The organism is Pedobacter nyackensis (genome assembly GCF_032678475.1).
GTDB classification, from domain to species: domain Bacteria; phylum Bacteroidota; class Bacteroidia; order Sphingobacteriales; family Sphingobacteriaceae; genus Pedobacter; species Pedobacter nyackensis_A.
The window spans coordinates 1,237,256-1,263,431 of record NZ_JAVTSF010000001.1 but is presented as its reverse complement, the minus strand read 5'-3'; the positions used below and the strand labels follow the sequence as shown (position 1 = coordinate 1,263,431).

At 37.8% G+C, this 26,176-nt stretch carries 24 protein-coding genes; 19 read left to right on the top strand and 5 right to left on the bottom strand.

Going from position 1 to position 26,176, the window contains the following annotated elements; genetic code table 11:
* Window positions 1–294 precede the first annotated feature (294 nt).
* The 10 genes from R2Q84_RS05090 to R2Q84_RS05045 all read left to right on the top strand — a co-directional run bounded on the left by R2Q84_RS05090 (window position 295) and on the right by R2Q84_RS05045 (window position 13,606).
* Complete coding sequence (locus R2Q84_RS05090) at window positions 295–1,002, top strand: RNA ligase family protein (protein ID WP_316815447.1); 708 nt, start codon at window positions 295–297, stop codon at window positions 1,000–1,002.
* Window positions 974–2,095, top strand: coding sequence for an AAA family ATPase (locus R2Q84_RS05085; protein WP_316815446.1), 1,122 nt, complete (start codon window positions 974–976; stop codon window positions 2,093–2,095). Before R2Q84_RS05090 ends, R2Q84_RS05085 begins: the two co-directional genes overlap by 29 nt.
* A 333-nt stretch (window positions 2,096–2,428) precedes the next feature.
* The gene (locus tag R2Q84_RS05080) at window positions 2,429–3,298 is read left to right on the top strand and encodes a hypothetical protein (RefSeq protein WP_316815445.1); all 870 of its coding nucleotides are present in this window, start codon (window positions 2,429–2,431) and stop codon (window positions 3,296–3,298) included.
* Between the two features lie 184 nt (window positions 3,299–3,482).
* Window positions 3,483–4,655 (top strand): FecR family protein, encoded by a 1,173-nt coding sequence (locus tag R2Q84_RS05075; RefSeq protein WP_316815444.1) that lies wholly within the window; start codon window positions 3,483–3,485, stop codon window positions 4,653–4,655.
* A gap of 43 nt (window positions 4,656–4,698) precedes the next feature.
* Window positions 4,699–5,265 carry an RNA polymerase sigma-70 factor gene (locus R2Q84_RS05070; RefSeq protein ID WP_316815443.1) on the top strand — a complete coding sequence of 189 codons (567 nt, stop codon included), beginning with the start codon at window positions 4,699–4,701 and terminating at the stop codon, window positions 5,263–5,265.
* A 345-nt stretch (window positions 5,266–5,610) separates the two neighbouring features.
* Window positions 5,611–9,036 carry a SusC/RagA family TonB-linked outer membrane protein gene (locus tag R2Q84_RS05065; RefSeq protein ID WP_316815442.1) on the top strand — a complete coding sequence of 1,142 codons (3,426 nt, stop codon included), beginning with the start codon at window positions 5,611–5,613 and terminating at the stop codon, window positions 9,034–9,036.
* Window positions 9,037–9,042: 6 nt separating this feature from the next.
* A complete protein-coding gene (locus R2Q84_RS05060) occupies window positions 9,043–10,521 on the top strand; it encodes a RagB/SusD family nutrient uptake outer membrane protein (protein WP_316815441.1) in 1,479 nt (492 codons plus the stop codon).
* Window positions 10,522–10,547: 26 nt separating this feature from the next.
* Window positions 10,548–11,420 carry a DUF4465 domain-containing protein gene (locus R2Q84_RS05055; RefSeq protein WP_316815440.1) on the top strand — a complete coding sequence of 291 codons (873 nt, stop codon included), beginning with the start codon at window positions 10,548–10,550 and terminating at the stop codon, window positions 11,418–11,420.
* A 23-nt stretch (window positions 11,421–11,443) separates the two neighbouring features.
* Window positions 11,444–12,661: a thioredoxin family protein gene (locus tag R2Q84_RS05050; protein WP_316815439.1), complete on the top strand. Its 1,218-nt coding sequence runs from the start codon at window positions 11,444–11,446 to the stop codon at window positions 12,659–12,661.
* A gap of 279 nt (window positions 12,662–12,940) precedes the next feature.
* Window positions 12,941–13,606, top strand: a complete 666-nt coding sequence (locus R2Q84_RS05045) for a class I SAM-dependent methyltransferase (protein WP_316815438.1) — start codon at window positions 12,941–12,943, stop codon at window positions 13,604–13,606.
* Window positions 13,607–13,616: 10 nt separating this feature from the next.
* Here R2Q84_RS05045 and R2Q84_RS05040 read toward each other — a convergent pair whose 3' ends face one another.
* Entirely contained in the window at window positions 13,617–14,438 is an 822-nt protein-coding gene (locus tag R2Q84_RS05040) for an SDR family NAD(P)-dependent oxidoreductase (RefSeq protein ID WP_316815437.1), read from the bottom strand.
* A gap of 184 nt (window positions 14,439–14,622) precedes the next feature.
* Here R2Q84_RS05040 and R2Q84_RS05035 point away from each other — a divergent pair, with 184 nt between their 5' ends.
* From R2Q84_RS05035 to R2Q84_RS05015, 5 genes are all read left to right on the top strand, one after another.
* The gene (locus tag R2Q84_RS05035; protein ID WP_316815436.1) at window positions 14,623–15,894 is read left to right on the top strand and encodes a LuxR C-terminal-related transcriptional regulator; all 1,272 of its coding nucleotides are present in this window, start codon (window positions 14,623–14,625) and stop codon (window positions 15,892–15,894) included.
* 264 nt (window positions 15,895–16,158) lie between these two features.
* Window positions 16,159–17,109 carry a CsgG/HfaB family protein gene (locus tag R2Q84_RS05030; RefSeq protein ID WP_316815435.1) on the top strand — a complete coding sequence of 317 codons (951 nt, stop codon included), beginning with the start codon at window positions 16,159–16,161 and terminating at the stop codon, window positions 17,107–17,109.
* Between the two features lie 12 nt (window positions 17,110–17,121).
* Window positions 17,122–17,610, top strand: coding sequence for a hypothetical protein (locus R2Q84_RS05025; protein ID WP_316815434.1), 489 nt, complete (start codon window positions 17,122–17,124; stop codon window positions 17,608–17,610).
* Window position 17,611: 1 nt separating this feature from the next.
* On the top strand, window positions 17,612–18,511 hold the full coding sequence (locus R2Q84_RS05020; protein WP_316815433.1) for a DUF6175 family protein: 900 nt from the start codon (window positions 17,612–17,614) through the stop codon (window positions 18,509–18,511).
* 6 nt (window positions 18,512–18,517) lie between these two features.
* Window positions 18,518–19,417, top strand: coding sequence for a hypothetical protein (locus R2Q84_RS05015; RefSeq protein WP_316815432.1), 900 nt, complete (start codon window positions 18,518–18,520; stop codon window positions 19,415–19,417).
* A 139-nt stretch (window positions 19,418–19,556) separates the two neighbouring features.
* Here the strand turns inward: R2Q84_RS05015 and R2Q84_RS05010 are convergent, their stop codons facing one another.
* Window positions 19,557–20,087 (bottom strand): N-acetyltransferase, encoded by a 531-nt coding sequence (locus R2Q84_RS05010; RefSeq protein ID WP_316815431.1) that lies wholly within the window; start codon window positions 20,085–20,087, stop codon window positions 19,557–19,559.
* An 11-nt stretch (window positions 20,088–20,098) separates the two neighbouring features.
* Window positions 20,099–20,794, bottom strand: coding sequence for an HAD family hydrolase (locus R2Q84_RS05005; protein WP_316815430.1), 696 nt, complete (start codon window positions 20,792–20,794; stop codon window positions 20,099–20,101).
* A gap of 77 nt (window positions 20,795–20,871) precedes the next feature.
* Here R2Q84_RS05005 and R2Q84_RS05000 point away from each other — a divergent pair, with 77 nt between their 5' ends.
* Complete coding sequence (locus tag R2Q84_RS05000) at window positions 20,872–21,444, top strand: Crp/Fnr family transcriptional regulator (protein ID WP_316815429.1); 573 nt, start codon at window positions 20,872–20,874, stop codon at window positions 21,442–21,444.
* A 70-nt stretch (window positions 21,445–21,514) separates the two neighbouring features.
* Entirely contained in the window at window positions 21,515–21,919 is a 405-nt protein-coding gene (locus R2Q84_RS04995; protein WP_316815428.1) for a hypothetical protein, read from the top strand.
* A gap of 12 nt (window positions 21,920–21,931) precedes the next feature.
* On the opposite strand, the gene R2Q84_RS04990 is transcribed toward R2Q84_RS04995, so the two are convergent.
* A complete protein-coding gene (locus R2Q84_RS04990) occupies window positions 21,932–23,446 on the bottom strand; it encodes a PLP-dependent aminotransferase family protein (RefSeq protein WP_316815427.1) in 1,515 nt (504 codons plus the stop codon).
* 61 nt (window positions 23,447–23,507) lie between these two features.
* On the opposite strand from R2Q84_RS04990, the gene R2Q84_RS04985 reads away from it, so the two are divergent.
* Complete coding sequence (locus tag R2Q84_RS04985) at window positions 23,508–24,143, top strand: hypothetical protein (protein WP_316815426.1); 636 nt, start codon at window positions 23,508–23,510, stop codon at window positions 24,141–24,143.
* Window positions 24,143–25,129, top strand: coding sequence for a biotin synthase BioB (gene bioB, locus R2Q84_RS04980; RefSeq protein WP_316815425.1), 987 nt, complete (start codon window positions 24,143–24,145; stop codon window positions 25,127–25,129). The genes R2Q84_RS04985 and bioB overlap by 1 nt, the downstream gene beginning before the upstream one ends.
* 40 nt (window positions 25,130–25,169) lie before the next feature.
* Here bioB and R2Q84_RS04975 read toward each other — a convergent pair whose 3' ends face one another.
* Window positions 25,170–26,174: an ABC transporter substrate-binding protein gene (locus R2Q84_RS04975; RefSeq protein WP_316815424.1), complete on the bottom strand. Its 1,005-nt coding sequence runs from the start codon at window positions 26,172–26,174 to the stop codon at window positions 25,170–25,172.
* Window positions 26,175–26,176 lie beyond the last annotated feature (2 nt).

The following is a 26,176-nucleotide window of genomic DNA, read 5'->3' as shown; positions in this document are numbered from 1 at the left end:
TAATTAGTTTCAATTTTTTTAGCCAAATCGCTGATTAAACCTAAATCAGACAAGAAATGGTTCGAGAAGCACCCAGTTGGGTCCACAAATCAAAAAGCCGTTTTTCGATAAGAAGAACGGCTTTTTGTGTCTAAATCAGTCTCTATCTAGGATTGATGGATCAATTTTTTTACATTTGTAAATACAAACTGTTAAGTCTTGAGTCATGTAATATCATTTCGCATACAATGTTAAATGACCTTTCCCAACCGGGGAGGGAGTAATTACTATTTTTTTAATTTTACTTATTACAATATGGCTATTTCACAAAAATATGGTCGTACTTTTCATTATCCGTTTTCGCCGGGAACAACAAGCGACGATAGGATTCAGTACGATTATTGGAAATACTTACAACAAATACCAACGCTAATACATACCGAAAAGCTAGATGGAGAGAATAACTGTTTGTCTAAACATGGTGTGTTTGCCCGCTCACATGCAGCTCCAACTACATCGCCCTGGACGGAGAGTCTAAGACGGTTTTGGCAACTCGTTAAATATGATCTTGGTGATCTGGAGTTCTTTATGGAAAACTTGTACGCAATCCACTCTATAGAATATCGTAATTTAGAACATCATTTTTACGTGTTTGGAATTCGAGAGTATGATCGTTGGTTAAGCTGGGAGGAAACTGAGTTTTATGCTAATCTACTCGATTTGCCTACAGTTCCTGTTATTAAAATAGAACAGAAGCCGGAAAATCAAAAGCAGTTTGAAGAGGAAATGTTAACATTGGTTAATGGTTCGGGTGCGTTTGATCCTTACGATGTTCAGCACAGATCAAAAACCACTATGGAGGGTATTGTTACCAGAAATATCTACGGGCATGCCGTTGAAAATTTTGCACAAAATGTATTTAAATATGTACGTAAAGGGCATGTTAAAACAAATGAACATTGGACAAAAAACTGGAAACGTGCGTCATTAAGAAATGAAGGAGGTAGTTATGTGGACTATTAGTGAAAATAAACAATGGACAGATCTTGAAAACCGGTTTGAATGGGTGAAGCGCATGAAAGGGGTTCCACAAGACTCCGGTTATCATGCAGAAGGTGACGTGGCAATACATACGCAAATGGTATTGAAAGCTTTGGAAAACCAATCAGATTTTCAGCAGCTATCTGCACAGAACCAGGAGATTTTGTGGGCTGCGGCTTTGTTGCACGATGTAGAGAAATACAGCACTACGGTTCATGAAACTGATGGAAGCATTACTTCGAACGGGCATGCGCGCAAAGGAGCGCAGTTTGCCAGGCAGCTGTTGTACTTTAATGAACCGGCACCTTTTGCTATTCGCGAACAAATTGTAGGTTTAGTCAGGTATCATGGCTTGCCTATCTGGTTATTTGAAAAACCTGATCCTTTAAAATCTTTAGTAAAAGCAAGTATGGAAGTTAATTTGGAATTGCTATGCTTACTGGCAAAGGCTGATATGTTAGGACGTATTTGCAACGATCAGGAAGAGATGTTGTATCGTATCGCTTGTTTTGAAGAGTACTGTAAAGAAAATCAATGTTGGGGTAACGCGCGACGGTTTGAGTCAGATCAGGCGCAAATGTACTATATGCAAAATGCGGATACTTATCTGGATTATATCCCGTTTGAAACACCGGTTGCGGAAGTTATTCTGATGTGTGGTTTGCCGGGTGCAGGAAAGGATAGCTATATTAAAGCGCATTACAATGATTGGCCGATCATTTCATTGGATGGTATTCGTAATGAAAAAGGGATAGCGCCAACAGATAAGGTAGGTAACGGACGTGTGATACAGGAGGCAAAAGAACGTGCGAGAGTTTTCTTGAGAAAGCAACAATCTTTTGTATGGAATGCAACTAACACAACCAGTCAGATGCGTATGCAGCTGATTGATCTGTTTTTAACTTATAAAGCAAAAATTAACATCGTGTATATTGAGGTGCCTTATTATAGTTTGCATAATCAGAATAAAAACAGAGATGATGTAGTGCCAGCAGGAGTGTTAGATAAGTTGGTTCGTAAACTAGAGGTACCTGCATTGTGGGAGGCACATAAAGTAGTTTATCAAATCAGATAATATTTGTTATGACATACTTGACCAAATCATTGATTAAACCTAAATCAGACAAGAAATGGTTCGAGAAGCACCCAGTTGGGTCCACAAATCAAAAAGCCGTTTTTCGATAAGAAGAACGGCTTTTTTCGTTTTATCAGCTGCTAAATTCGATTTAAGCCATATTTATGTTTATTCTGGTGACAGGCATTAAACCTAAATCAGATCAGAAATGATTCGAGAAGATTTTTTCACCAGTTACGACACGCACTATGCCTAAAATAATTTCTTCAACAGAAGTTTTTTTTTGAATATGTCTTATTTCAATAGCAAATTATAAATTTTAGATTTGGCGATATGAAATCAGCATTTTTACTACTGTTTTGTGTATTATCCATATTTGCTAAAGCACAGGAAAAACCTGCAGCTTACGCCTTAGATGATGAATATAATTTATGGAATTTCCAGAAAGCGGATACCGCTTATATTTTTGCAGATCTAGCCTATATCCGTGACTACCCAAATCTTGAGGCACGAGTAATTGATTCTTTAACACAAGGAAATCAAGTTATCATTAAAAGCGCGGCATATCGTGGTAATACCATTAGAGGTTTCTATGCCCCATGGCATGAGGTTAATTATATGCAAGATAATCAACAGAAAAAAGGATTTGTTTGGTTAGGACTTTTAGCCCTCAATGGTTCTAAGAATAATGAAGGGGAATTGTTTATTTGCGGTTTTAAGAAATTCAGACCTGCTACAGCATATTCTTCCTCATATTATGAATCGGAATTGAAAATTTTCGATAAAGAACAAGTGTTCATTACAAAAGAGATTTTCTATGCTAATATAAATGGTCAGTCGGGAATAGAGACCAAAATATTGCCCGGAATGGGCTTACAAAATATCAAAAATATTCACCGTTTAGGTTTTCTAGGCGAAGCATGTGGCATTGCAAGTCAGTATTATTACTTTGGCTGGAATGGGACCAACCTCATTCATTTTCCCGAAAAAATGTCTGTGTCTGATGCTGGCGTTTTTTATCATCAGGAGAATATCTTGTTCCCGTCCGAACACAAAGGTGATCCATCAATGATCTACAAAAACATTATTGAGGCCGAAAATAGCAGCGAAAATCTGGATGCTCCAAAATATAAAGAAATAAAAAGTCAGAAAAAATATATTTGGGACGGAAAGATTTTAAGTGAAATCATTACAATGAAATAGTATGTGCAAATTTCATTATCTAAGCCTATTTAATTAAATCACTTATTTAAATATAAGTCAGGTAGTAAATGGTTCGAGAAGTGCCCGGATTGCCTCTAGTAACAAAAAAACGTATGGAGTTTCTAATACCTGGGCCTTCATGAACCGACATATAAGTATACCTAATATTATATGGGTAGGAACTATGAACAAATATATTGCAAAAGAGCTATTAGAAAAGTACCTCCAGGGTGATTGCACAGAAGAAGAAAAGGCAATAGTAGAGAGCTGGCATCTAAATGAATTGGAGATTAAAAAAATTCAACTTCAGTCAAGTCAGATTGAACCAGCATATGAAAAAATTTGGATCAAAATATCAAAGGAAGCTTTTGCTAAAAAAAAAGCACCCCTAAAAAAGACCCTTTATCGATATGCATCAGCCGCCATAATCTTCATCACCGTAGCCGCCGGACTATTTCTTCTTGTAAACAGAAAATCTGGCCACCCAACAATTAACGACCTCTTAGTTAAAACCGGTAAAGATTTTGTTCCAGGTGGTAATAAGGCAATACTAACACTCTCAGATGGGTCTATAATATCGTTAACAGATGCAGCCAATGGAAATCTGGCCAAACAAGCAGGCATTACCATCTCAAAAACAAAAGATGGACAAATTATTTATAGCACAAAGGAAAGTACGCTGATCAATGAAACTAATGGACCATCATTGATCAACACCATTTCTACGCCCAGAGGTGGACAATATCAAATTAATCTCCCTGATGGCACTAAAGTTTGGCTAAACTCACAGTCTTCGCTAAAATACCCAATCCACTTTAATGGTAATGAGCGGGAAGTCGAGCTATCGGGCGAAGGATATTTTGAAGTATATAAAAATCAGATTCCTTTTATAGTTAAAACTAAAATGCAGGAAGTAAAAGTCCTTGGGACCCACTTCAACATCAATAGCTATGACGATGAGACTACGATCAACACCACATTGCTGGAAGGATCTGTAAGTGTACAGACTAAAAATCAAATGAATAACCCTCAAACTGAAGGGGTAATTCTAAAGCCCGGACAAACCTCAATTGTGGGCAATAACCGACTACCAAAAATAGTGAAAGCAGATATTGAAAGTATAATGGCCTGGAAAAACAACCTGTTTTTCTTTAAAGACGAATCTTTGGAAAGTATTAGCCGTAAACTTTCTAGATGGTACGATGTAGATGTCAGTTTCCAGGGGAAACCTTTAAGCTTATCTTTTGTAGGTATGGTTTCAAGGTCAAAAAACATTTCCAGTGTATTAAAAATTCTGGAAAGTGCGGGAGATCTTCATTTCAAAATAGAAGGTAAAAAGATTATTATCCTCAACTAAACTATGATAAATTAATCATTACTTTCGCAATTAGAACAGAATAATGCCGGCTTACAACACGCTTTTAGATAACGAATTGCTTAACTTGCTCAAATCTGGGGACCAGGATTCGTTTAAGGAGCTTTATAAGCGCTACGGTGGCTTGTTATATGTTTACGCCTTAAAATTAACAGATGACGAAGACGATGCTGAAGACATTGTGCAGGAAGTATTTATCTCACTACTTACAAAAGAACAGCTGGAAATAAAAAAAACAGTTTCCTCCTATCTTTATTCTGCGGTACGATACAAAATATTCGACGTCCTTGCGCACAAAAAAGTTAAATCTGGATATGTTGACTCTTTACAGAAATTCATTGATCAGGGAGAGTATATTACCGACAATTACATTAGGGAAAAAGAGCTTGCCACATTATTAGAAAAAGAAATCAATCTATTACCAACTAAAATGAGGCAAATATTTGAATCTAGTAGAAAAGGCTACTTATCTCAGAAACAGATTGCCGAAAAATTTAACATTTCAGAGCATACCGTTAAAAAACAGATTAACAATTCTATTAAAATACTGAAATTAAAGCTCAGTAAATTCATCATCTTCCTGCTTTTTTAACATTTCTTCAATATTCTCATTTTTTTCTAATACCTGGCCATTCCTGAGCCGACATATTAATAACCACCCCTTTATTGGGGAAATGAAACCACATGAATCAACAAAAACCAAAAACTATAAAAAGGAGAAAGGAGGCTACAGTTATGACTTAAATCTATCTTAACTGTAACTCAAAAAAGCCAGGAACCGGGTTCGAGCCGGTACCTGGAAAATTCTGGGATACATTAGAATATTATTGCGGAAACAACAAAATCAACAACCCAAAACCCTAACAAATGTATGAAATTTTACCATTTAATTAGGTCTGTGTCCCTGACTAACAGACCTAGACAAATACTGCGTATTGTGAAGTTAACCATCATCATAATGACCACCTTCCTTTTACAGGTTAGCGCAGCTGGTTTTGCACAAAAGATTACATTAAATGAAAAGAATGCTTCACTTGAGAAGATTGTAACAGAGATCAGAAAACAAAGCGGATATGACTTTATCGTAAATGCAAAATCGCTGAAATCTGCAAAACCTGTCAACATTCAAGTAAAAGACGTAAGTCTGGAACAAGCGCTGATCATATGTTTCGCTAACCAGCCACTAACCTATTCCCTCGAAGAAATGACAGTGGTTATCAAAGACAAGCCAAAAACACTATTGGATCGTGTCTCGGAATATATCAATGCAACAGACATTAGCGGTCGCGTAATGAACGAAAAAGGACAACCGCTTCCCGGTGTCAACGTCTCAGAAAAAGGTTCAGGCAACCACACTGCTACCGGTTCTAACGGCGAATTTACCCTTAAAAACGTTAAGGAAAATGCCATATTGGTATACTCTTACATTGGTTATAAAACCAAAGAAGAACGTACAAACGGCAAGAGCTTCATCACCATATCATTGGTACCGGAAGTTGCCGATCTGGAAGAAATGGTCGTGATGGCCTATGGCGTTGCCAAAGCAAAAGACGTAACCGGAGCGGTATCCAGACTTGGAGAAAAAGAGGTTAAAAACGCGCCGATGGGCTCTACTATCCAGAGTCTGCTTCAGGGAAAGGCATCAGGCGTAAATGTAGTCATTCAATCGGCATCGCCCACTGCTCCGATCAGTGTAGTAGTCCGTGGCGCCTCATCGTTGTCGGGAAACAACCAGCCTTTATGGGTGATTGACGGCGTTCCTGATTACTCCTCAACAACCGTTCAAACTGACGGTAAAATTTCCAATTCCTTATCAGGTAACATCATGAACTCGCTGTATAACCTGAACCTGAATGATGTAGAAAGTATTGACATTTTAAAAGATGCATCGGCAACAGCATTATATGGTTCCAGAGCCGCAAATGGAGTCGTATTGGTAACTACCAAAAAAGGAATTAACGGTCAAAAGCCAACAATTGAGTTATCTAGCCGCATTGGATATATGCGTCAGGACTTTAACGGCTATAAATATATGGAAGCCCCTGAATATATCCGCTTTGCGGATGCCGCAGCACGAGAGGAAGCTTACAGATGGGGCTCATTTGACTATTTTACAAGTTTATATCTTGATGAACAGGCATTTCTAAACCTCAATACCAGCGAAATTGACCGAAGTGTATTTAAAACACTTCCCGGGGCTTATTACGAAGGAAACACCAACTGGCTGAAGGAAATGACCCAAAACCCAATCAGTCAACAATATGACCTCTCATTAAGGGGAGGGACAGAAAATATCGCTTACTATGTTTCATTCAATAACAACAACAACCAGGGTATTATAAAAACCGGTAACAGTAACCTGTATGGCGGCAGGGTTAACCTGGAAGCTAAGATCAGAAAATCACTGAAATTCGGGCTCAACCTAAATGGATCATCAAGAAAGACCAATGACAAAGACTATATGATGACCGTTTTGAAACAGATTCGCCCGGATATCCCGCCTTATAACCCAGATGGTACACTCTTTACCCAGGATGTCTATACGGAAAATCCCTACACAACCCTATTAAATACCAAACACGGAGAAGGTCAGATGTTTAATGGTACCGGATACCTGGATTATACCATTATGGATGGTCTGATGTTAAGGTCATCTTATACCAGCAGCTACAGCAATGCTCAGAACTTAGAGTATAAGAGAAAAGGAAGTACGAACAATACGACTGGCAGCAGATCATGGACTAACCCTAAAATACAAACCAACGTTTGGGAAAATACATTAACCTATGCCAAAAACTTTGGTAAACATGACATCACTGCACTTGCAGGTTACTCGATGGAAAAGAACAGTACTTTGCTATATGCAATGAAAGCGACCAATTTCCCCGATGATGACATTTTGAACGATTTTAGTTCGGCGGCTACCGTGGGTGCATTGAATGAGGTTTTTTCAGAAAACGCACTCATCTCGCAGTTTGCAAGGGCACATTACAAATACAACAACCGTTACATCATTTCCGGAACCATAAGACGTGACGGTTCCTCCAGGTTCGGTCCGGATAAACGTTGGGGCATATTCCCCTCCGGAGCAGTAGCCTGGCTCATTTCTGAAGAAGATTTTGTAAAAAAAACGGCCTTAAATAAAATTGTAAGCTATCTTAAATTACGTGCCTCTATCGGTAAAGCAGGTTCTCAGAATTTAGGGAATTACGACTGGATTACACGGATTGGTTCTTCCAGGTATAACGAAATCCCAGCAATAGCACCCAGTTCAATAGGCAACTACGGTCTTCAATGGGAACAGACCCTGATGAAAGACTTTGGAGTAGACTACGGATTGTGGAACGACCGCATCAGAGGAACATTTGGTTATTATCAAAAAAATACCGATCACCTGATTTATAGTTTGCCACTGCCGCCAAGTTCATCATTAACCAGCATCACTTCAAATGTTGCTTCCTTAAAGAACCATGGTTTTGAATTCGACCTTAAAGTAGATGTGATCAAGAAAAACAACCTCACTTTAACTGCCGATTTTAATATGGCCAATAACATCAACAGGATTGTTAAAATTAATGGCATCACCAAGGAACTGAATTTCCCTGGCAATAACGAAATCTATATGAACGTAAAGGAAGGGGATAGAACAGGGCAATGGTACGGTTTCAAAACGGCAAACAGGCTATTTGTAACACCCGAGGAGATCATCGCACTGCAGGGAACAACAGCCGATGGCTCCAAACGATTTTATCGTTCTACAACAGAAAATGTGGGCGACCTTTATTTTATTGATCAAAATGGAGATGGGGAAATCAATGATGATGACAAAGTCAATCTTGGATATGCAGATCCGAAATTATATGGTGGTTTTGGCCTCAGCTTGTTCTATAAAAACTTTATGGTGAACACCACCTTTACCTATGCTTATGGCAATAAAAGATTATGGAAACAGCCAATGGACGATGTAGGCTATGTAGGCAATTACAATCACAGTAACCTCATCGCTGGCCAGAGTGCTACCTTATTGAGTCCGTATGAAGCAAGCATGCCAAGGATGACCCCATATGGTGATGGAGAAAATGGTACATTTTCAGATTTCTTTTTACATGATGCATCTTACATCAGGTTAAATGCATTGAACATTAGCTATAGGCTCCCTGAAAAGGTCTTTGGAAATAAATTGATCCAGGGGATCAGTCTTACTTTCCAGACAACTAATCTATTTACCATCACCAAATATCCAGGATTTGACCCGCAGGGAAACTGGTCAGACAGTGCTATAGGTTCGGGAATGGGAATAGACAATAGCTATTATCCTTCGGCCAAAATCTATAATCTTGGCGTTAAGTTCACTTTTAAATAATTACACATGAAAAAGATACTTTATACCTTATTGACATTAGCAAGCTTGTCTGCATTTTCATGCAAGAACTATCTGGATTTACAACCTATACACTCCCTTACCGATGAAAATGCAGTTAAAGATTTACCAACAGCTAAAGCTGCTTTAGGCGGCGTGTATGCTACTTTTCAAAATAATGACTGGTCTGGGGGCTTATACTGCGCATTGGCATCAAAATCTGGTTTGGTAAAATTCAATCCACTTGAATACGCCATGTCTTATGACCAGAATACCCAAAGCTCCCTATGGGCCTCCTTTTATAGCAGTTTAAATGCTGCAAACTTTGCAATATCTGGCATAAATAAACTATCTGATGCGGCAATTAGCAAAACAGATAAAGATCAGCTAATCGCAGAAGGCCGGTGTTTAAGAGCCTGGATTAATGCCAACTTATTGTGGAATTATACGCATTGGTGGGCAGATGATTCAGATCAATTCGGTTTGCTTTACCGCAATGAAGTGGTTACGCTTCAAAACATCAGAAAATCAAGAATCAGCGTAGGCGAAAGCTATCAAAAGATATATGAAGACCTGGATTTTGCCATTGCCAATCTTGGCGATGTTACCAGTCCGCGCTACGTATCCAAACAATTTGCAAAAGCCTTAAAAGCCAAGGTATTATTATACAGAGGTGGTTACAGAAATACGACTACAGATCTGCAGGCTGCATTGGTACTGGTAAATGACGTGCTTGCCAACCACCCTTCAACATTTAGTATGGAAGCCAATCTGGCAGATGTCTATAAAAATGCCTGGGACTCTAAAGAAAACTTATTTGTAAGGTATCTTGAAAATGATGGTTCCAGAACCACTAAAGGTGGCAGGCAATATAGCTATTTTCTTTCTCAAAGTTATGGAACAGCGCTTCCTTTATCAGCAGGTAAAGTAGCTACTGCAGGCTTGATATATGGCTTTGACTGGTTTGGTTCTGATCCGCGCTGGCCAGTGGTAACAGGTCCGGTAAGAGCTGCTGAAGCCTGGGATGCCAGTTTTCGCTATACCTTTAAAAAACTTGCCAGATTGGGTGCTTATGCAGGTAAGCTAGCCAGTCCACCTGATGAAAAATATGCGGCTTATTATTTCCGTTATTCAGAATTATACCTGATGAAAGCAGAATTGCTGGCCAGAACGGGGGCGTCCATAGCGCAATCTATAGCACCGATAAATGAAATGCGTTCAAAAAGAACCACTCCGGTACTGACAGCATTAAACCCTGAAAGTCAGAATGAACTGATGGATCTGATCTTTAAGGAGATCGTTATGGAAACATTTCTGGAAAATGGCAGCGAATTCTATGCTTCTGTACGTTTTCAAAAGAATGGCAAGCCCTGGATCGTGACGATCAAAAATGGAATCGCACTTCAAATCAACAAAATGTGCAGGCCAATACCTGCTGCGGAAATTATCAACAATCCATTAATGGAACAGAATCCAGAATTAAAATAGAAGTTGCTTATCAAATTTATATTTAGATGAAAAAAAATATGATCATATTGCTGTTCACGATCAGCAGCATTGCGCTATTTTCCTGTGGCAAGGACGATAAAATCCTGATCCCTTATCCAGAAGATATTACTTTTGAAGATCAGGCACTGGGTCGGTTTAAGTTTAATATTCCAAATGCACCCTTCAAATCTGGGAACGATAAAACTGGAGTAGCTACCTTTAATGTAAAAAACAATGGAGATGGAACTTTCTCAGGTTTTGCGGTATCTAATAAAAACTGGCGCTCATTTCCCTGGACTTTAAGTCCGGATTTTCCGCCTGCTGGTGGACTTACGCCTGCAAAAATAAAATCGGCGATTGATTCCTGCATTTTCAGTGTATACACCACTGTCCCCAATCAAACCAACAACTTCCTGGTTGCTTGTGTTAAGGACCAGGATGCTTCCTTTACATTGGATAAACCCTCAGTAATCGAACATGCATTGGTAGCCAACACCACCTATAACTACCTGCTTGAGAGCTATGGCTCTATTTATTCAGACACAAAAGTTAAAAATATCAACATCGAGAATCCTTCTACCCAACTATATGGAAGGTTTACCCTACCCGGGCCGGGCGGACAAAATCTGGAAGAGCTGAGCACTGGTTATGTTAAACTGACCATTCAAGGATTTAACGGAGCTACAGCTACAGGAAGTGTCGATTTTTGGCTTGCAGTTCGCCCTGATGCGAGCCCAGGCCTGGATTATGTTTTACCAAGCTGGAACAAAGTAGACCTTACTGCACTTGGCGTTGTCAACAAAGTTGTATTCAATATCTCATCATCCTATAAAGATGGCGCAGGAAATATGTTGGTACCGCCGTACTTCTGTTTAGATGGAATCCGGTTAAAAAAATAATTAGAACTTGTATTTATACCAATATGAAAAAAATAGTTTTATTATTCCTTTTTATCCCTTTGCTTGGATCCGCCCAGAATACAGGAACCCATTTTGAACATGGACTTAGTTTGCAGCAGGTCAAAGAAAAAGCTAAGAAAGAGAACAAGTATCTTTTTCTGGATTGTTTTACAACCTGGTGTGGCCCCTGCAAATACATGAGCATCAATATTTTTCCCCAGGAAAAGGTGGGTGATTTCTTTAACAAAAACTTTGTAAACGTAAAAGTACAGTTCGACAAAACCAAAGATGACAGTGAAGAAGTGAAAAGCTGGTATGCTGATGTAGAGTCGTTGCGCAAAGAATTTAACGTAAGGGCTTATCCTACTTTTCTGATTTTCTCTCCTCAGGGCGAACCGGTACACCGGTTTGTTGGTGGTGGAGAGGCAGATGACCTTATCGCAAGTGCACAAAAAGCATTGAATCCTGAAACGCAGTATTATACGGTGTTAAAAAAACAGGGTGCCGGAAACCCATCTCCTGAGACATTAAAAGAGCTTGTAGCACTCGCAGAAGCCGCCTATGATGAAGGAAATGCCTCCAAATTTGCAAGCGCTTATTTGGCAACACAAAAAGATCCGTATTCAAAAGCCAATCTGGAGTTTATCAGTCAAAATGCAAAAAACAGCAAAAGCAAAGGCTTTGAATTGATGTTAAAAGACCCTAAAAAAGTAGATGCTGTACTTGGAAAAGGGAAAGCAAATGAATTCCTGGCCAGTGTTATTCTTAGTGAAAACATTTATCCCCAACTCAGAAAACCGAATGTCAATATAGATTCTCTGATCGCAGCGGCAACGGCAAAATACCCTACTGTTGATATTAGTAAGTCTACCAGTTTGCTGAAACTGCAGTTTTATCAGCGTACCAAAAAATGGGATAAGTTTCAGCCAGCAGTATTGACTTACTTAAAAAAATATGGTACTGAAGTAACTGCCGAAGTGCTGAACAGCTTTGCACGGACATTTTTTAACAACTGCAAAGATCCGAATTGCCTGGCCACAGCAATGGCATGGAGCAAACGCAGTGTGGAAGAAACTCAGGAAAAAGAGCCTTCGTTTTTAGATACTTATGCTAACCTGCTTTATAAAATGGAAAAGAAAGAGGAGGCCATCGCTATGCAACAAAAAGCAGTAGATTTAGCATCTGCGGATCAAAAAGATGAGTATCAAGCTACGCTTGATCAAATGAAAAAAGGAAAATAAGCGACTTCGATAAATTCCTATGCTACATCACCAAACAACCGTTTTTCGTTACGGAAAACGGTTGTGACCTTATCATGTGAAGTTTTCAATATCGAGATATCCCGGGTAAGTTATTTAGCATTTTTTTATAAAATCGGCTCTTTTAGCAGGTGTTAAGCATATCTTACCGGATATAATAACTGCTATATCTAACCAAAGTCATTTCTATTTGATTCCCTGGAAAAAGAAAATTATTAAGATACATTTGTTTACTGGACTTTAGAATGCGCACATACCTATATGATTCCAGCTCTTAATTTCGTCAGTTTGAGTTATATGAAAGAAATCTGGTTACAAAAGTGGGAAGAACGTTATAAACAGGACGAATTTGCCTACGGTATCACCCCAAATAATTATTTAAAATCCCAGTTGGAAAAATTGCCGCTAGGCGAAATCCTTTTTGCCGCCGAAGGAGAGGGGCGTAACGCGGTATTTGCCGCCAGTCAGGGTTGGAAGGCTTCCGCTTTTGATATCAGCACTGAGGGGAAAAGAAAAGCAATGTTGCTTGCAGATGCAAATCAGGTAAAGATTGATTACCATATCGGGTTTTTGCCAGAGCTGGGATATCCTGATGAAAGCTTCGATGCTATCGCACTGATTTATGCCCATTTCCCTGCTGATATAAAATCAGCCTATCACCACATCCTGAGCAGGCATTTGCGAAAGGGCGGCCACGTTATTTTTGAAGCTTTTAGTAAGAATCATCTCAACTATCTCGCGAAAAACAAGGACGTTGGAGGACCTACTGATCCTGCCATGTTGTTTTCAATTGAAGAGATTAAGGACGACTTCGCCGATTTTGAGATTCTTGAATTAGCTGAAGTGGAGGTTCAACTCAATGAGGGACTTTATCATAATGGAATAGGTTCTGTAGTTAGGTTCCTGGGGCGAAAAGCCGTTTTTTGATATTAAGATTTTATTTAGTGTCTTTTTTCAGAAATGCAATGTTTGTCACTTTATAATTCAGGGCACTCGTAGTACCTGCTGTTACATCAATGGTAACACCAGTTATTTTACCTGCCATAGCTGATGCTAAAAATACTGCTGTATTGGCTATATCTTCCATAAGCGGTAACTGTTTTAGCATGGTGTCACTTTCCATTTTTTTAAGAAATGCCTTCACTTCGTCACCACCTGCATCTATTGCCTCCTTAAAAACCCTTGAATCTGGAGATCCGGCTGAACGGATGTTTATGACACGAATTCCATAGGGACCTAATTCTGAAGCCAGGTTACGGGAAAATGCCTCAACAGCATTACAGGCTGGACCAAATCCACCTACATTGGCATAACCTATACCTCCTGGTGTTGCTGTAAGCGAAAGTATTACTCCCGATTTATTTTGTTTCATCACTCTTCCGGCAGCAGTAGCAGTTATGAATTGTGTTTCCATAGCAATATTTATTGGGCGGAGAAAGTCATCAAGAGACATTTCTGTTAATGGGATATCTTGTGTGTCGTGCCAGCTTATAGCATTGAAAGATATATCAACAGATCCCACTGTTTGAATTACTTCGTTTATATGGTAATTAACGGATTTCTCATTTCTTGCATCGACCCGATGGATTGAGACTTTGCCACCAGCTGATTCAATCATATTTGCTGTTTTTCTTACACTATCCATATTGTGGCCAGTAAGAAATACGTGAGCACCTGCGGTTGCAAGTGCGCCGGCTATAGAACCCCCAAGAGATCCGCCTGCTCCATATATGATTGCGTTTTTATCTTGTAATAACATAATTTAACTCTTTGATACTCAAATCTAGTGGTAAAAAATTCAGTGTATGCTGTGTAGTCAGGACAAATAAGGGGGCATTTGCGCCAGTGATTATACATCGTTGTTTTCCTTATAATTAATCTGAAATCTTTTTTAGTAAATCGTATACGCTTATATTAATGATTTTTAGCTAATTTTTCTATCTTTGTCGATTCAAATTAATTATCTAATCGATACCCTTTTACCCTCCATGTTTTTACGTTTCCTATTACTGATTTGTGCGATTAGTATTTTCAATCTTTTAACACCTGCCTTAGGTCAAACAATTAACTACGATAAATTACAGGAAGAGATCTTTGTATTAAACGGCAACAATCAAAATGAAAAATCCTTAACCAGGTTAGAAGCCATAATAAACGATTCAAAGTCTACTGCCTACGATAAGTACCACGCCTACCTGCAAAAATCCCTAACCTATAAGCAATTGTATAATTACACAGGCGCTTTGATAAACCTCCAAAAGGCCTATCAGGAAGGTCAACAAAGTAAGCATCAGTTAGAAACGGAGACACGCATATTAGTTGAACGTATATTAATCCATTATGATTTAAAAAATGAGAAGGAGTTGCTAGAAACTATAAAACAAATTGATCCTGGTCACCTCCATTATGTAAACAAAGAAACACTTGCGTTTTATATCTGTGTTCTAGGTCAACTAGAGTTAAAAAAAGATAATACTGTAGCTGCTGAAAAACACTTTGATGATGGTATAAAGCTTTTAGAACAACAAAACCCTAGGCATCTGCCGGTATTATACAAAGCCAAAATCGAATTATATAACAAATTAAAAAATAAGCAAAAAGCACAGGAAGCTTTTAATAAGGGCTTTTATTACGCAAATAAATACGGTATAGATATCTATAGAATTACGATGCTTGAAAGTATGATCTTCTACTACGTAGAGAATGATGATTATAAGAATGCGTATGAAGTACAGAAAAAGGTAAGTGAAGAAAGACGTCAATATGATGCTGCTAATCGTAGCGGAAAATTGAATCAGCTGGAGAAAGAACTCTTACAGGATCGCAATTTGGAAGAAAGTAAGAACCAAAAGAAAGTAACCTTGCTTTATATTTATGTAATTGTGCTTTTGTTGGGGCTGATTATTGCTTTGTTTAAGTTGAATAAAGCTAATAAACAACGTCGTCTTTCTATTGAAAAAGAATTGGAATTATTACGCTTCCGCTTACTAAAAGATGCAAAATCGGCAGATACCGAAGAAAGCACACAACTATTAAAAACTATTGATACGTCCAAATTAAAGCCGCGTCATTTAGAAATTATTGAACTCGTTCGTGAAGGTAAAACCAATAAAGAAATTGCCGCTGAACTTTTTATCTCCGATAATACAGTAAAGTATCACCTCAAAACTATTTATGATATTTTGGAGGTTAACAATCGCTCGGATTTGATGTAATTGCTAATTTTTAGTCTTTACAATAAAACTGGCTTAAAACTAGCTGTTTATCTATTGCTGGTGTAGTTCACTACCCGGTAGACTACCCTTTGTGCCTTGTGTAAACTACCACCATACTACCTTTAAACTACCTATTGCATCCTTGGATCGCCGGTCTAAATAGCTAAAATTTGCAGCATTGATTTACCGGATAATTATTGACCATTCCTAATGGTAATCATACAAGTTATTCAATACAAATTTTCATTACCATTTTAATAAATCATGATTAAAAAATCATTTTACTTAGCTTCCTTGTTCTTGTTTAGTTTACACCTAAAAGCACAAGAAAAAATAAGTGTCGCATTTATTCCTATGTCGTATGACGAGGAAACCGTTTCAAAGATGGAAGTCAAAATCATTCAGGAAACCATTATTAATTCATTTGTTTCTTCTAAAAGATTTACTGTTGTAGATCGCAATAATCTCGAAAGCCTGGAGAAAGAGAAGAAGCTTCAAAGAACAGAAGCTTTTATGGATAGTAAGGAGTCTTTTAAAGATGGTATTAGCAAGGGCGCCAGCTACATGATTGAAGGCAATATCCTGGGAATAAAACATATTGGTAAGAAAGATAAATGGAACAGTAATGTAACCATACAGTTAAAAGTACTGGATGTATCAACGGGTGAAATCGTAACGACAGAAAGTATAAATTCTGAACCCGTAACGGAGGCGGAAAATTTAAAAGCTATTATCAAGGCGCATTACAGCAAGGATGAGATTAAAGCTCTTGAAAATAGAAATATACAATTAACCCAATCAAAGGATAATTCGGATGCCTCCTTTAAAGTTGCATTGGATCGTTTAAGTGAGAATGTAAAGCTTTTTACAGGTAAAAACTTTCCGATGCGTATTGAGATTGTGGAATGGATTGGTAAAGGTGGGAAATCGCAATCCGGAAAGGGAGCAGGTTCGAATTTCAAAGGACCGTTTAAAGATTTTGTCATTGCTGCCGGTTCGAACTTAGGGGTCAACAAAGGACAATCACTGGATATTGTTTCCATGAACAAGGTAAATGTAGGTGGAAAAACCATTGATAGGCAACAAAAAATCGGTACGGCATGGGTATTCAGCGTAGACGATGGAAACTTCTCCAGCGCAACGATAATCGATGGGGAGAAAAATATTAAAAAAGCCGTTGCAGATAAAGTAACGTTTGGAGTCTTAACTAAATAATTTAATATAAACATGAGAAAAACTAAACTTTTGGTACTGTTGGCTGTAGGCTTATCCGTATCGTCTAGCTGTACAAAGAAACTATTGACAAACCCATATTCAAACTCTGCTGTGATCAAGCACGAGGCACAGGGACTGGTGACTCTGAGAGGAGTTAGCGATGAATTTCCAAACAATAAAAAAGATGAGGGACATCAGGTAGCACTTAAGGATGCGCAGAAGAAAGCTTTGCAGCAATTATTTTATATGGGATTTCCCGGTACTGATTTCAAAAACCCAATGATTCGCAAAGGAAAATCTATCGAAAATGAAAAAAAAGCATTTTTTGATAAGTTCTGGGAAAGTGATTATAAACAGTTTATCACTAGTTCAAATCCAACTTTTTATACCTGTGCAGATAATAAAAAATGTGTTTCTGCTGTCGTAGAATTCAAATTGAATTACAATGCCTTACGTACGGAATTTGAACGTAATAAAGTGTTAAATAAAATAGGTTTTTAATATGAAAAGTACTCTTGCAATTGTATTACTTTGCATAGTCTCCGCATGCCTTGTGCCAAATGCTAAGGCGCAAATAGCAGCGACCAGAAGTAGTGAGGTGACCCGAGCTGCTGCAAAAATTATGGTGGTACCCTATAATAAACAGGATGAGAACATTCAAACTGTTTTAGATAACAATCCTGCTATACGTACTGCTGTATCTAAGGTGAAAGAAGCTTTTGATCAACGGGGATGGTCTACCGTAGATTTTGTCGCCAATTTACGTGCTGCACAAGCTAATTCTGCCTTTACAGCCGATAGGCAAGCCAACTTCAAATCCGATTTGTTGAGCGGCTCCGGTGCTGATTTTTATGTGCAGGTAGATGTGCAGAATAGTACGGATGATAGTGGTACTAATATTACCTTAAACGTAACGGCATTTGAAACTCATACAGGTGCAAGTTTTTCAAACCAAACGGCATCAAGTGGACGATTTGTAACCAATGATGTGGAGAAACTCATTACCCGGGCATTTGAAAAGATGCAGGAAGAGTTTATGAATAACCTGATGGTAAAAACTGACGAGATCAGAGATATTGGTAGAGCATTGGTTATACATTTCAATTTGGATGAAAATTGTGCGATAGATTTTGATTCGGAAATTGACGGTGGCAACTTTTTAAATGAGGCCATTGAAGAATGGGTTTCTGCCAATGCATTTAGGGGTAGAGCTAATTTGGCCGGTATTGTTGAAAATAAAATGATATTCGATGAAGTTCGCATTCCATTGTTTGATCAGGAGACAGATAAGCCTTTTAATCCAAACAAATTTGCAAACGAAATCATCCGGTTCTTAAAAAGTAAAAACTTAAACGCAACCAGGAATATTAAAGGTCAGAGCTTGTTTATTACGATTAAGTAGGGGACTATGAATAGAATTCTGTTAAATATAATGCTTCTGGTTTTTTCAAGCTCATTGACTTTCGCCCAAAACATAAAGGTAAGCTCCATAGGCTACAGTTTTAGCATTCCTGATGAAGATACACCGGTTCAGAAAAAACATTATGAATTCCTGGTAGAGCAATTAAAAAGGAACTTCAGGAATCGTGTGAGTTTTTCCAATCAGTCACCTTTTTATATCGTTCCTAAAATTAATATTTTAAGTAATATGACGGCGGGAGATATGGGCGATGTCAAGGTAATGAAAGTACAAGTTCAATTTACGGTAGAAAACCCTGACCTTCAGGTTACATTTAATACTTTTAATAAAACCACGATTACCACTGCCGCTAATGTCGATGCTGCAATTTTAAAGGCTATTCAGGAAATAAGGCCCAACGATAAAAAACTCAATGAGTTTTTACAATCCGGAGAGCAATTGATCCATAATTTTTATCAGGAAAATTGTCCTAAAATTTTAAAGTCTGCTAAACTAAATATTGATCGGAAGGAGTTTAGTAAAGCCTTTGCATTATTGCGTTATGTTCCTGAGGAATTGAGCTGTTATAATGAAGTTGAAGGGCTGATTACTTCCATTTATCAACAACATAAAAATGAATATTGCAGCAAACAGTTGCTCAAAGCAAAGTTGGAAGAATCTAAGGAAGGCTATAGTCAAGCTTTAGCATGCCTCCGCTTTGTGGATCCCCGTGCCGATTGTTATCAGGAAGTTTCTACACTGCTCCAACAAATTGGAACTAAAGTTAATATGGAAACCATCATGCAGTTTGAAAAGGAGAAAAATATTTTTGAACAGAAAAGTGAAATTGAAAAAATGAAAATTCTTGTAGCACATACAGATGATATTACATTACATATTCATACTTAAGGTTTAGTTATAAACATTTTTATTACTTTGAAATGGGCTTCACCAATTTTGGTATAGCCCATTTTTTTTAGGTACTTATTGGTTAATCATCCGGGAAATGGCTCGAAAAGCACCCGACTGGCTGCGCTTTTTTGTGTCTCTATTCAAAAAAAGCCTTTGGGTAAACTACTTCTCCTTGAATATTTTTCAAAGCATTAGGCTGTAACTCGATTGCCATACAGTTCTCCTTTGGAACATCAAATGGTAGAGATATACCAAATTCTTCGGCAAGCCGATAGCCAAATCTTGGATAGTATTTCTCATGCCCCAACAATACAACCGATTGATAGCCCAAATCTCTGGCTCTTTCGTGTGCAGCTTCAATGAGTTTCCCTCCAATTCCCTTACCTTGAAATTCGGGTAGGACTGAAACAGGTGCCAATGCCAACGACTTGATCTTATCTTCGGAAGTTTTAATCTCTATCTCCGTTAGCAAGATATGCCCAACCAGATGGTCTTCTACTTCGGCTACCAAAGATAATCCAGGTACAAATGCTCCGGAATTTCTCAATCGTTCTACTAGAAAATGTTCTTGATGGTCACTATATTTTTCAACCCTAAAGGCTTTCTCAATCAAGTTAAAAATTGAACGGTAATCGTCGGGTCTTTCTTCTCTAATATTGATATTCATTTTTTCAAAGTTTAACAGGATAAATGTTTAAGAATTTCATCAATCCTTTCCAGTTCTGTGAAATTATCGTGTTTCAAATTATGGTCGTGTTGTTCATGTGTCCAGGTAACATGGTACGGGATATGGGCGGCGAATCCTCCAATTTCCAATACAGGTAAAATATCTGATTTTAAGGAGTTTCCTAACATTAAAAAGTTTGAAGGTTCACAATCCAAATGTTTTAACAGTTTTTGATAATCACTGTTTTTTTTGTCGCTCATTATTTCAATATGGTGAAAATAATTCTGTAATCCTGATTTTTTAAGTTTTCGTTCCTGATCTAATATATCGCCTTTCGTGGCTACTACTAATCTGTATTTTCCTTTTAAACTATCTAAAGTTTCAGTTACGCCTTCTAAAAGTTCGATAGGCTTTTGTAATAGCTGATGTCCGAGATCTATTGTTTTGTTTATCAATTGCATTGAAGCTGTCCCGTTAGAAATACGACTAATGGTTTCAATCATACACAGCATAAAGCCTTTTACACCATAACCATACAGGTGAAGATTTTGCATTTCAGTTGTAAACAGCTCCTGCGATACCGAATGTTGTGGCAAATAGTCTTCAAGCAAAACACAAAACTCTTTTTCGACTTCCTGAAAATAGGGTTCATTTACCCATAAGGTGTCATCTGCATCAAAGGCAATGGTTGTTATATTGTTATTCATTTTACTTTTGTAATTTACTGCCGGCAAAATTCAGAATATACAATTAATTAGGAAAGGACATTTGTCCTTAGCGAATTATGTTACGAACCAATCAATCTTTTTTGAGCTATTTAGAACAGCTTTACAATGCGCAGCAACGTAAAGAAGACATTATAGTGAAGTCCTTTCCAAAAGGTAAAAGGCTATTAGTACAGAATGAAAATGCATCTAAAATAATGCTGATAAAAGATGGGATAACAAAATGCTTCTTTACAGAGGAAAATGAAAAAGAGTATATTTTAGAATTTTTGAGCAAGGGTGAAATCGTGGGCGAAATAGAATTAATTCGTAAGGTTCCCTGTTTATGCAGCATTGAAGCAATGACAGATGTAACTGTCTATGCCATATCCATCCCTTACTTTACTTCCTTACTTAAAACTGATATTGGTTTAAACAATTTATTACTCGAGGTTTTTGCGGAGCGCATTGTTAATACATCCAGTAGAGCATCATATCAGCAATTATACACAACGGAATATACTTTAGCAAAATTACTGGAATTGCAATCGAAACAAGAAATCGAAATATCCAGAGAAGACAAAGCAGCTTATTTAGGTATTACGATAAGAAGTCTGAATAGAGCTTTAAAGAGTTTAGGGCATAGTAAATAACCTTTTCATTTTCTAATTTCTATATTAGTATAATAAATTATTGAATTTCTACTTGTTGAAATGTGCTCTTATGAAATTAAAACCCGCATTACTTTTTCTGTATACAGCATTTTTTTCTTTGTTAATTAGTTTTTGGACTCAGAAACAAACAATTGATATTAACATTCACGATACCTATTATGTTATTGAAGGCTTATATATTGCTGTTTGGCTATGTATCTTCACTGGATTAACTGGCTTGATTTATCTTGGATTAGAAAGAGTTAAACGTCCCATCAAATTAAAAACAGGATACTGGCATTTTTGGGTTTTTATAGCTGGATTTTTGATTTTAGTATCCACGTTTGGTTTAAAAATATTAACTGACTCACTTTATTTAGCACCAATATTTATGTTAGCCGGCGTTCTTCTGTTTTTTCTAAGCCTGGTTATTTTTATTTTCGGAATCGCAAGAGCATTTTTTAACGCAAACTAATAGGAAAGTTGCTTAATCATTGTGAACAAGAAGCCGGTTAATGTGGTGGAGCTCTTCTAATACATTTTTGATGATCAAAAGACAATTCTCCATTTCATCAAAGGTTAAATGACCAAACCCAATTCTAATGGCGGTAATGTTTTTGTTTTGATACAGTAGTGTTTTGGGAATAAACAGCTGTTTTTTCTGACATTGTTGACTGAGTTGCATTAAGTTCACTGCTTTTTTCCAGCGTAACCAAAAGGCTAATCCTCCGGAAGGAATGTCAAAGTCTACCCAATCATTTAAATGTAAATGCAATAATTTTACGCAATGATCCCGGCGTTCCCTATATACTTTCAATGACTTTTTTAAATGACGATGAATGATGCCATCATCAATCATTTCACCTAATGCTTGTTCCATTAATATATCACCCTGGCGGTCAATAATTCCAAGGTGTTTCTGCATCTCTATCATTAGATTTTTGGGCGCTACAATAAAACCTGTACGGAATCCGGGTGCCAACGATTTTCCAAAGGAGCTTACATAGACAACCATACCCGAGGTGTCTGTTGTGGCAAGTGGCAAATTGTTGAGCACCTCGTACTGAAAATCGTAGTCGTAATCGTCCTCTACAATGATAAAGCCTTTTTCTTTAGCTAATTCTAAAAGCGCTAAGCGTCTTTTAGATGATAAGCTAACTGTTGTAGGATAATGATGATGTGGAGTAACGTAGACCATTCGTGGCGTTTCTTGTTCGCAGATATCTTTCAACGAATCTATACATAAACCGTCTTCGTCTATGGGGATGGATTGAATTCTGGCTCCGGATTTTTGGAAAATCATATTGGCTGAAAAAAAACTGAGTTCACCCACAATAATCAAGTCGTTGGCTTGTAACAATACTTCCGAAATGATGTACAAACTCATTTCAATGCTGCGGGTAATCAGTAAATTTTGAGGAGAAATATGAAATCCACGAGATACATTTAAGTAATTGGAAAGGTGTTTTTTAAAATACTCACTTCCTTCCTGGTTGTAATAACCCATTTTTTTACGATTACTTTTACGTTTCATATTTGCAGAATAGAAACGTGATAGGTCATCTATTTGGGTCAATCGAATGTCGGGCGTACCATCATTAAATACAAAATCACATGGAATGTGTTCAAACGGGTTGTCTAATAGATTGGACTTTTGAAACGAAAACCCTGTTTTTTGAGGATAACTTGAATCGTATTGTCTTGTTTCTCCTTCTTTATTGATGTTTTTGTTTGAAAAGGGGAGGATAAAGGCTCCCTTGTTTTGTTGAATGCTTATCCAGCCTTGTTGATTCAGCTCTTCATAAGCAGCAGTTATTGTATTTCTATGTGTTTCCAGGTCAATGCTTAGTGTACGCGTGCCTGGGAGTTTTTGTTCAGGAAGCAGGATTCCCCTTTGAATGGCGCTAATGATATGATTAGCGATTTGGAGATAAATTGGAGTTTCCAGATCGCGATGGATTTGTATAAATGAAGCAAAAGAAAACCTAACCGGACTACCCATAATCTAAAAACCGGTACCTGATAACCGCGACGAAAGTTACGAGTTTTGATGCAAACAAAAAATGATGGATAAAATACTTCAATATGTAGTGGAAAATATTGATCTGCATGTGAAATGGCTCAATACCTTGTCTTTTCTGGAAAATGTTGGAGCTCGAAAAATTTCCGCCTGTGAACAACCTCATTCGGTAAGCTTAATTCAGCTGAAGCACGCGGCGGAGGAACATCGGCATGCCTATTATTTGAAAAAGCAAATTAATAAAATAGATGCATCGGCTTGTCCGTTTTATGAAGCTAAAGATTTGCTGGCGGCACGGGAAACATATCATTATTTGAACAGTCTGGATATGAAGTGCGCCAGGTTTTTGAAGAAAGAATTTGATTTGACCGGGGATGCTTTGAAATATGCAGCTTATTTGTTTGTTACCTACGCCATTGAAGTTCGTGCGGATGCTCTATATCCGATTTATCAGGATGTATTAACACGAAATCAGAGTAAAGTGATGGTAAAATCTATCATTATTGAAGAAGAAGGCCATTTGGAAGAAATGATTCAGCAATTGGAAAGGTTTCATCCTAATTGGCAACAGTATGCAGATAAAATAGTGGAAATGGAAACTGAATTACATGCGAATTGGTTTTCCGCGATTTCAAAAGAAGTATTAGAAGTGATTACCGAACAACTTACCATAAAATAATGACACCAAATTTAAGAAACGACTGGACTAAAGATGAGATATTAGCTATTTACAATATGCCTTTGCTACAATTGGTATATGAAGCGGCAACAGTTCATAGAGCTTTTCACAATCCGGAGGAAGTTCAAATTTCGACCTTATTATCTGTAAAAACAGGTGGTTGCCCAGAAGATTGCTCGTATTGCGGACAAGCAGCACGTTATCATACTGATATTAAAGTTCAGGCCTTGTTGCCTACAGATACAGTTTTGGCTCATGCAAAAAAAGCGAAAGATAGCGGGTCTTCAAGATTTTGTATGGCGGCAGCCTGGCGTGAAGTTCGTAACAATAGCGATTTTGATAGAATTATCGACATGGTGAAAGGTGTAAATGAGATGGGACTTGAGGTGTGCTGTACCCTGGGAATGCTGACTGAGGAACAAGCTCTTCGGTTACAAGAGGCAGGGTTATATGCTTACAATCACAATTTGGACACTTCGGAAGAGTTTTATGATGATATCATCTCAACCCGCAAGTTCGACAACAGAATCAATACCATTAATAATGTCCGAAAAGCCGGTATCACGGTTTGCTCTGGAGGTATTATTGGTTTAGGAGAAACACCTAATGACCGTATTTCCATGCTTTGTACGTTGGCAACTATGGAAAAACACCCGGAATCAGTTCCAATTAATGCGCTGGCCCGTGTAAAAGGAACACCTCTGGAAAATAATCCAAAAGTGCCAATCTGGGATATGGTCAGAATGATTGCAACTGCACGAATAGTGATGCCAGCTTCTATGGTACGTTTAAGTGCAGGAAGAATTGAAATGAACGAAGAGGAGCAGGCATGGTGCTTTATGGCAGGTGCAAATTCTATTTTCACGGGAGAACGCGAAACTTTATTGGTAACGCCAAATCCAGGCGTTACAGAGGATATGCAGATGTTGACTAATTTAGGTTTGAAGCCTATGGTAAGAGAAGTGAAATCGGTTTGCACACATTAAAAGTTGTACCGATAAGATATACTTCATTCAATTGTCTTTATCAAATGGGGGATAAGTGCTTGCCTTTTTCCCCATATAGCTTTAAAATATTCATTTCTACTTTCTTTTTGATGTCGATATCCGCATTTGGATAAGCCCAATTGTGGATACTAACAGCAGTGTTAAGGGATTTTAAAGTATGTGGGTTATAAAAGAACATGGGTAGCAGATTGTAGATTTGTTTGTTTTTTATTGCTGATACTTCTCCTAATTCTTTTTTCTTGTAGAATTCATTGGGACTATCATTCCACATAACAATCAAATCCGGGTTCCATTCAACCAAAGTTTCGGGACTGATATTTGGCTGATCCAGTTCAAAAGGGCAAACATTTTCTACACCTGCTGCCTCAAGACAAAAATGCATCATGCTATTCCTGCCTGTAGTTGAAAATATTCGGCCATAAGCCCATGAGAAATATACTCTTTTCTTAGACTGGATGGTATCGGCCTTATTTTTCATCGTTGTATATTCATTTTTGACATAGGAAATTAATTCGTTCGCTCTTCTCTCTGTCCCGGTGAGTTTCGACAGATCCTGCATTGTTTGAAATACTTCCTGATATTGTTCTACTTTGGTGGTATAAACCTTTACGCCAACAGCTCGTAAAGCTTGTGCAAGATCTGCCTGTGAAGCTTGTAGAATTACAATGTCAGGATTAAGCATCATAATGCTCTCAATATTGCCATTGCCATTACTTCCGGGAGTTGGCAGTTGCTTTTGTCTTATCCTGTCATCTAGTTTGGAGTAGTATGGAAATAATTCATTGCTGCTATAAACGTCGTTAAAAATACCAACGATTTTGTCTTCTGCCTGTAACATATAAAGTGCATCAAGTGCAGGCTCATATAAGGATACAATTCTTTCAACAGGTTTATCCAGTTCTATACTGTGTCCCAAAGCATCCTTAACAGAGATCGATTTCTTTCCCCGGGTATTGTCTTTTGTACCCGTTGTACATCCGAAGAGTGTTATTGATAGGAATATGATTGCTATTATTTTGTTCATGA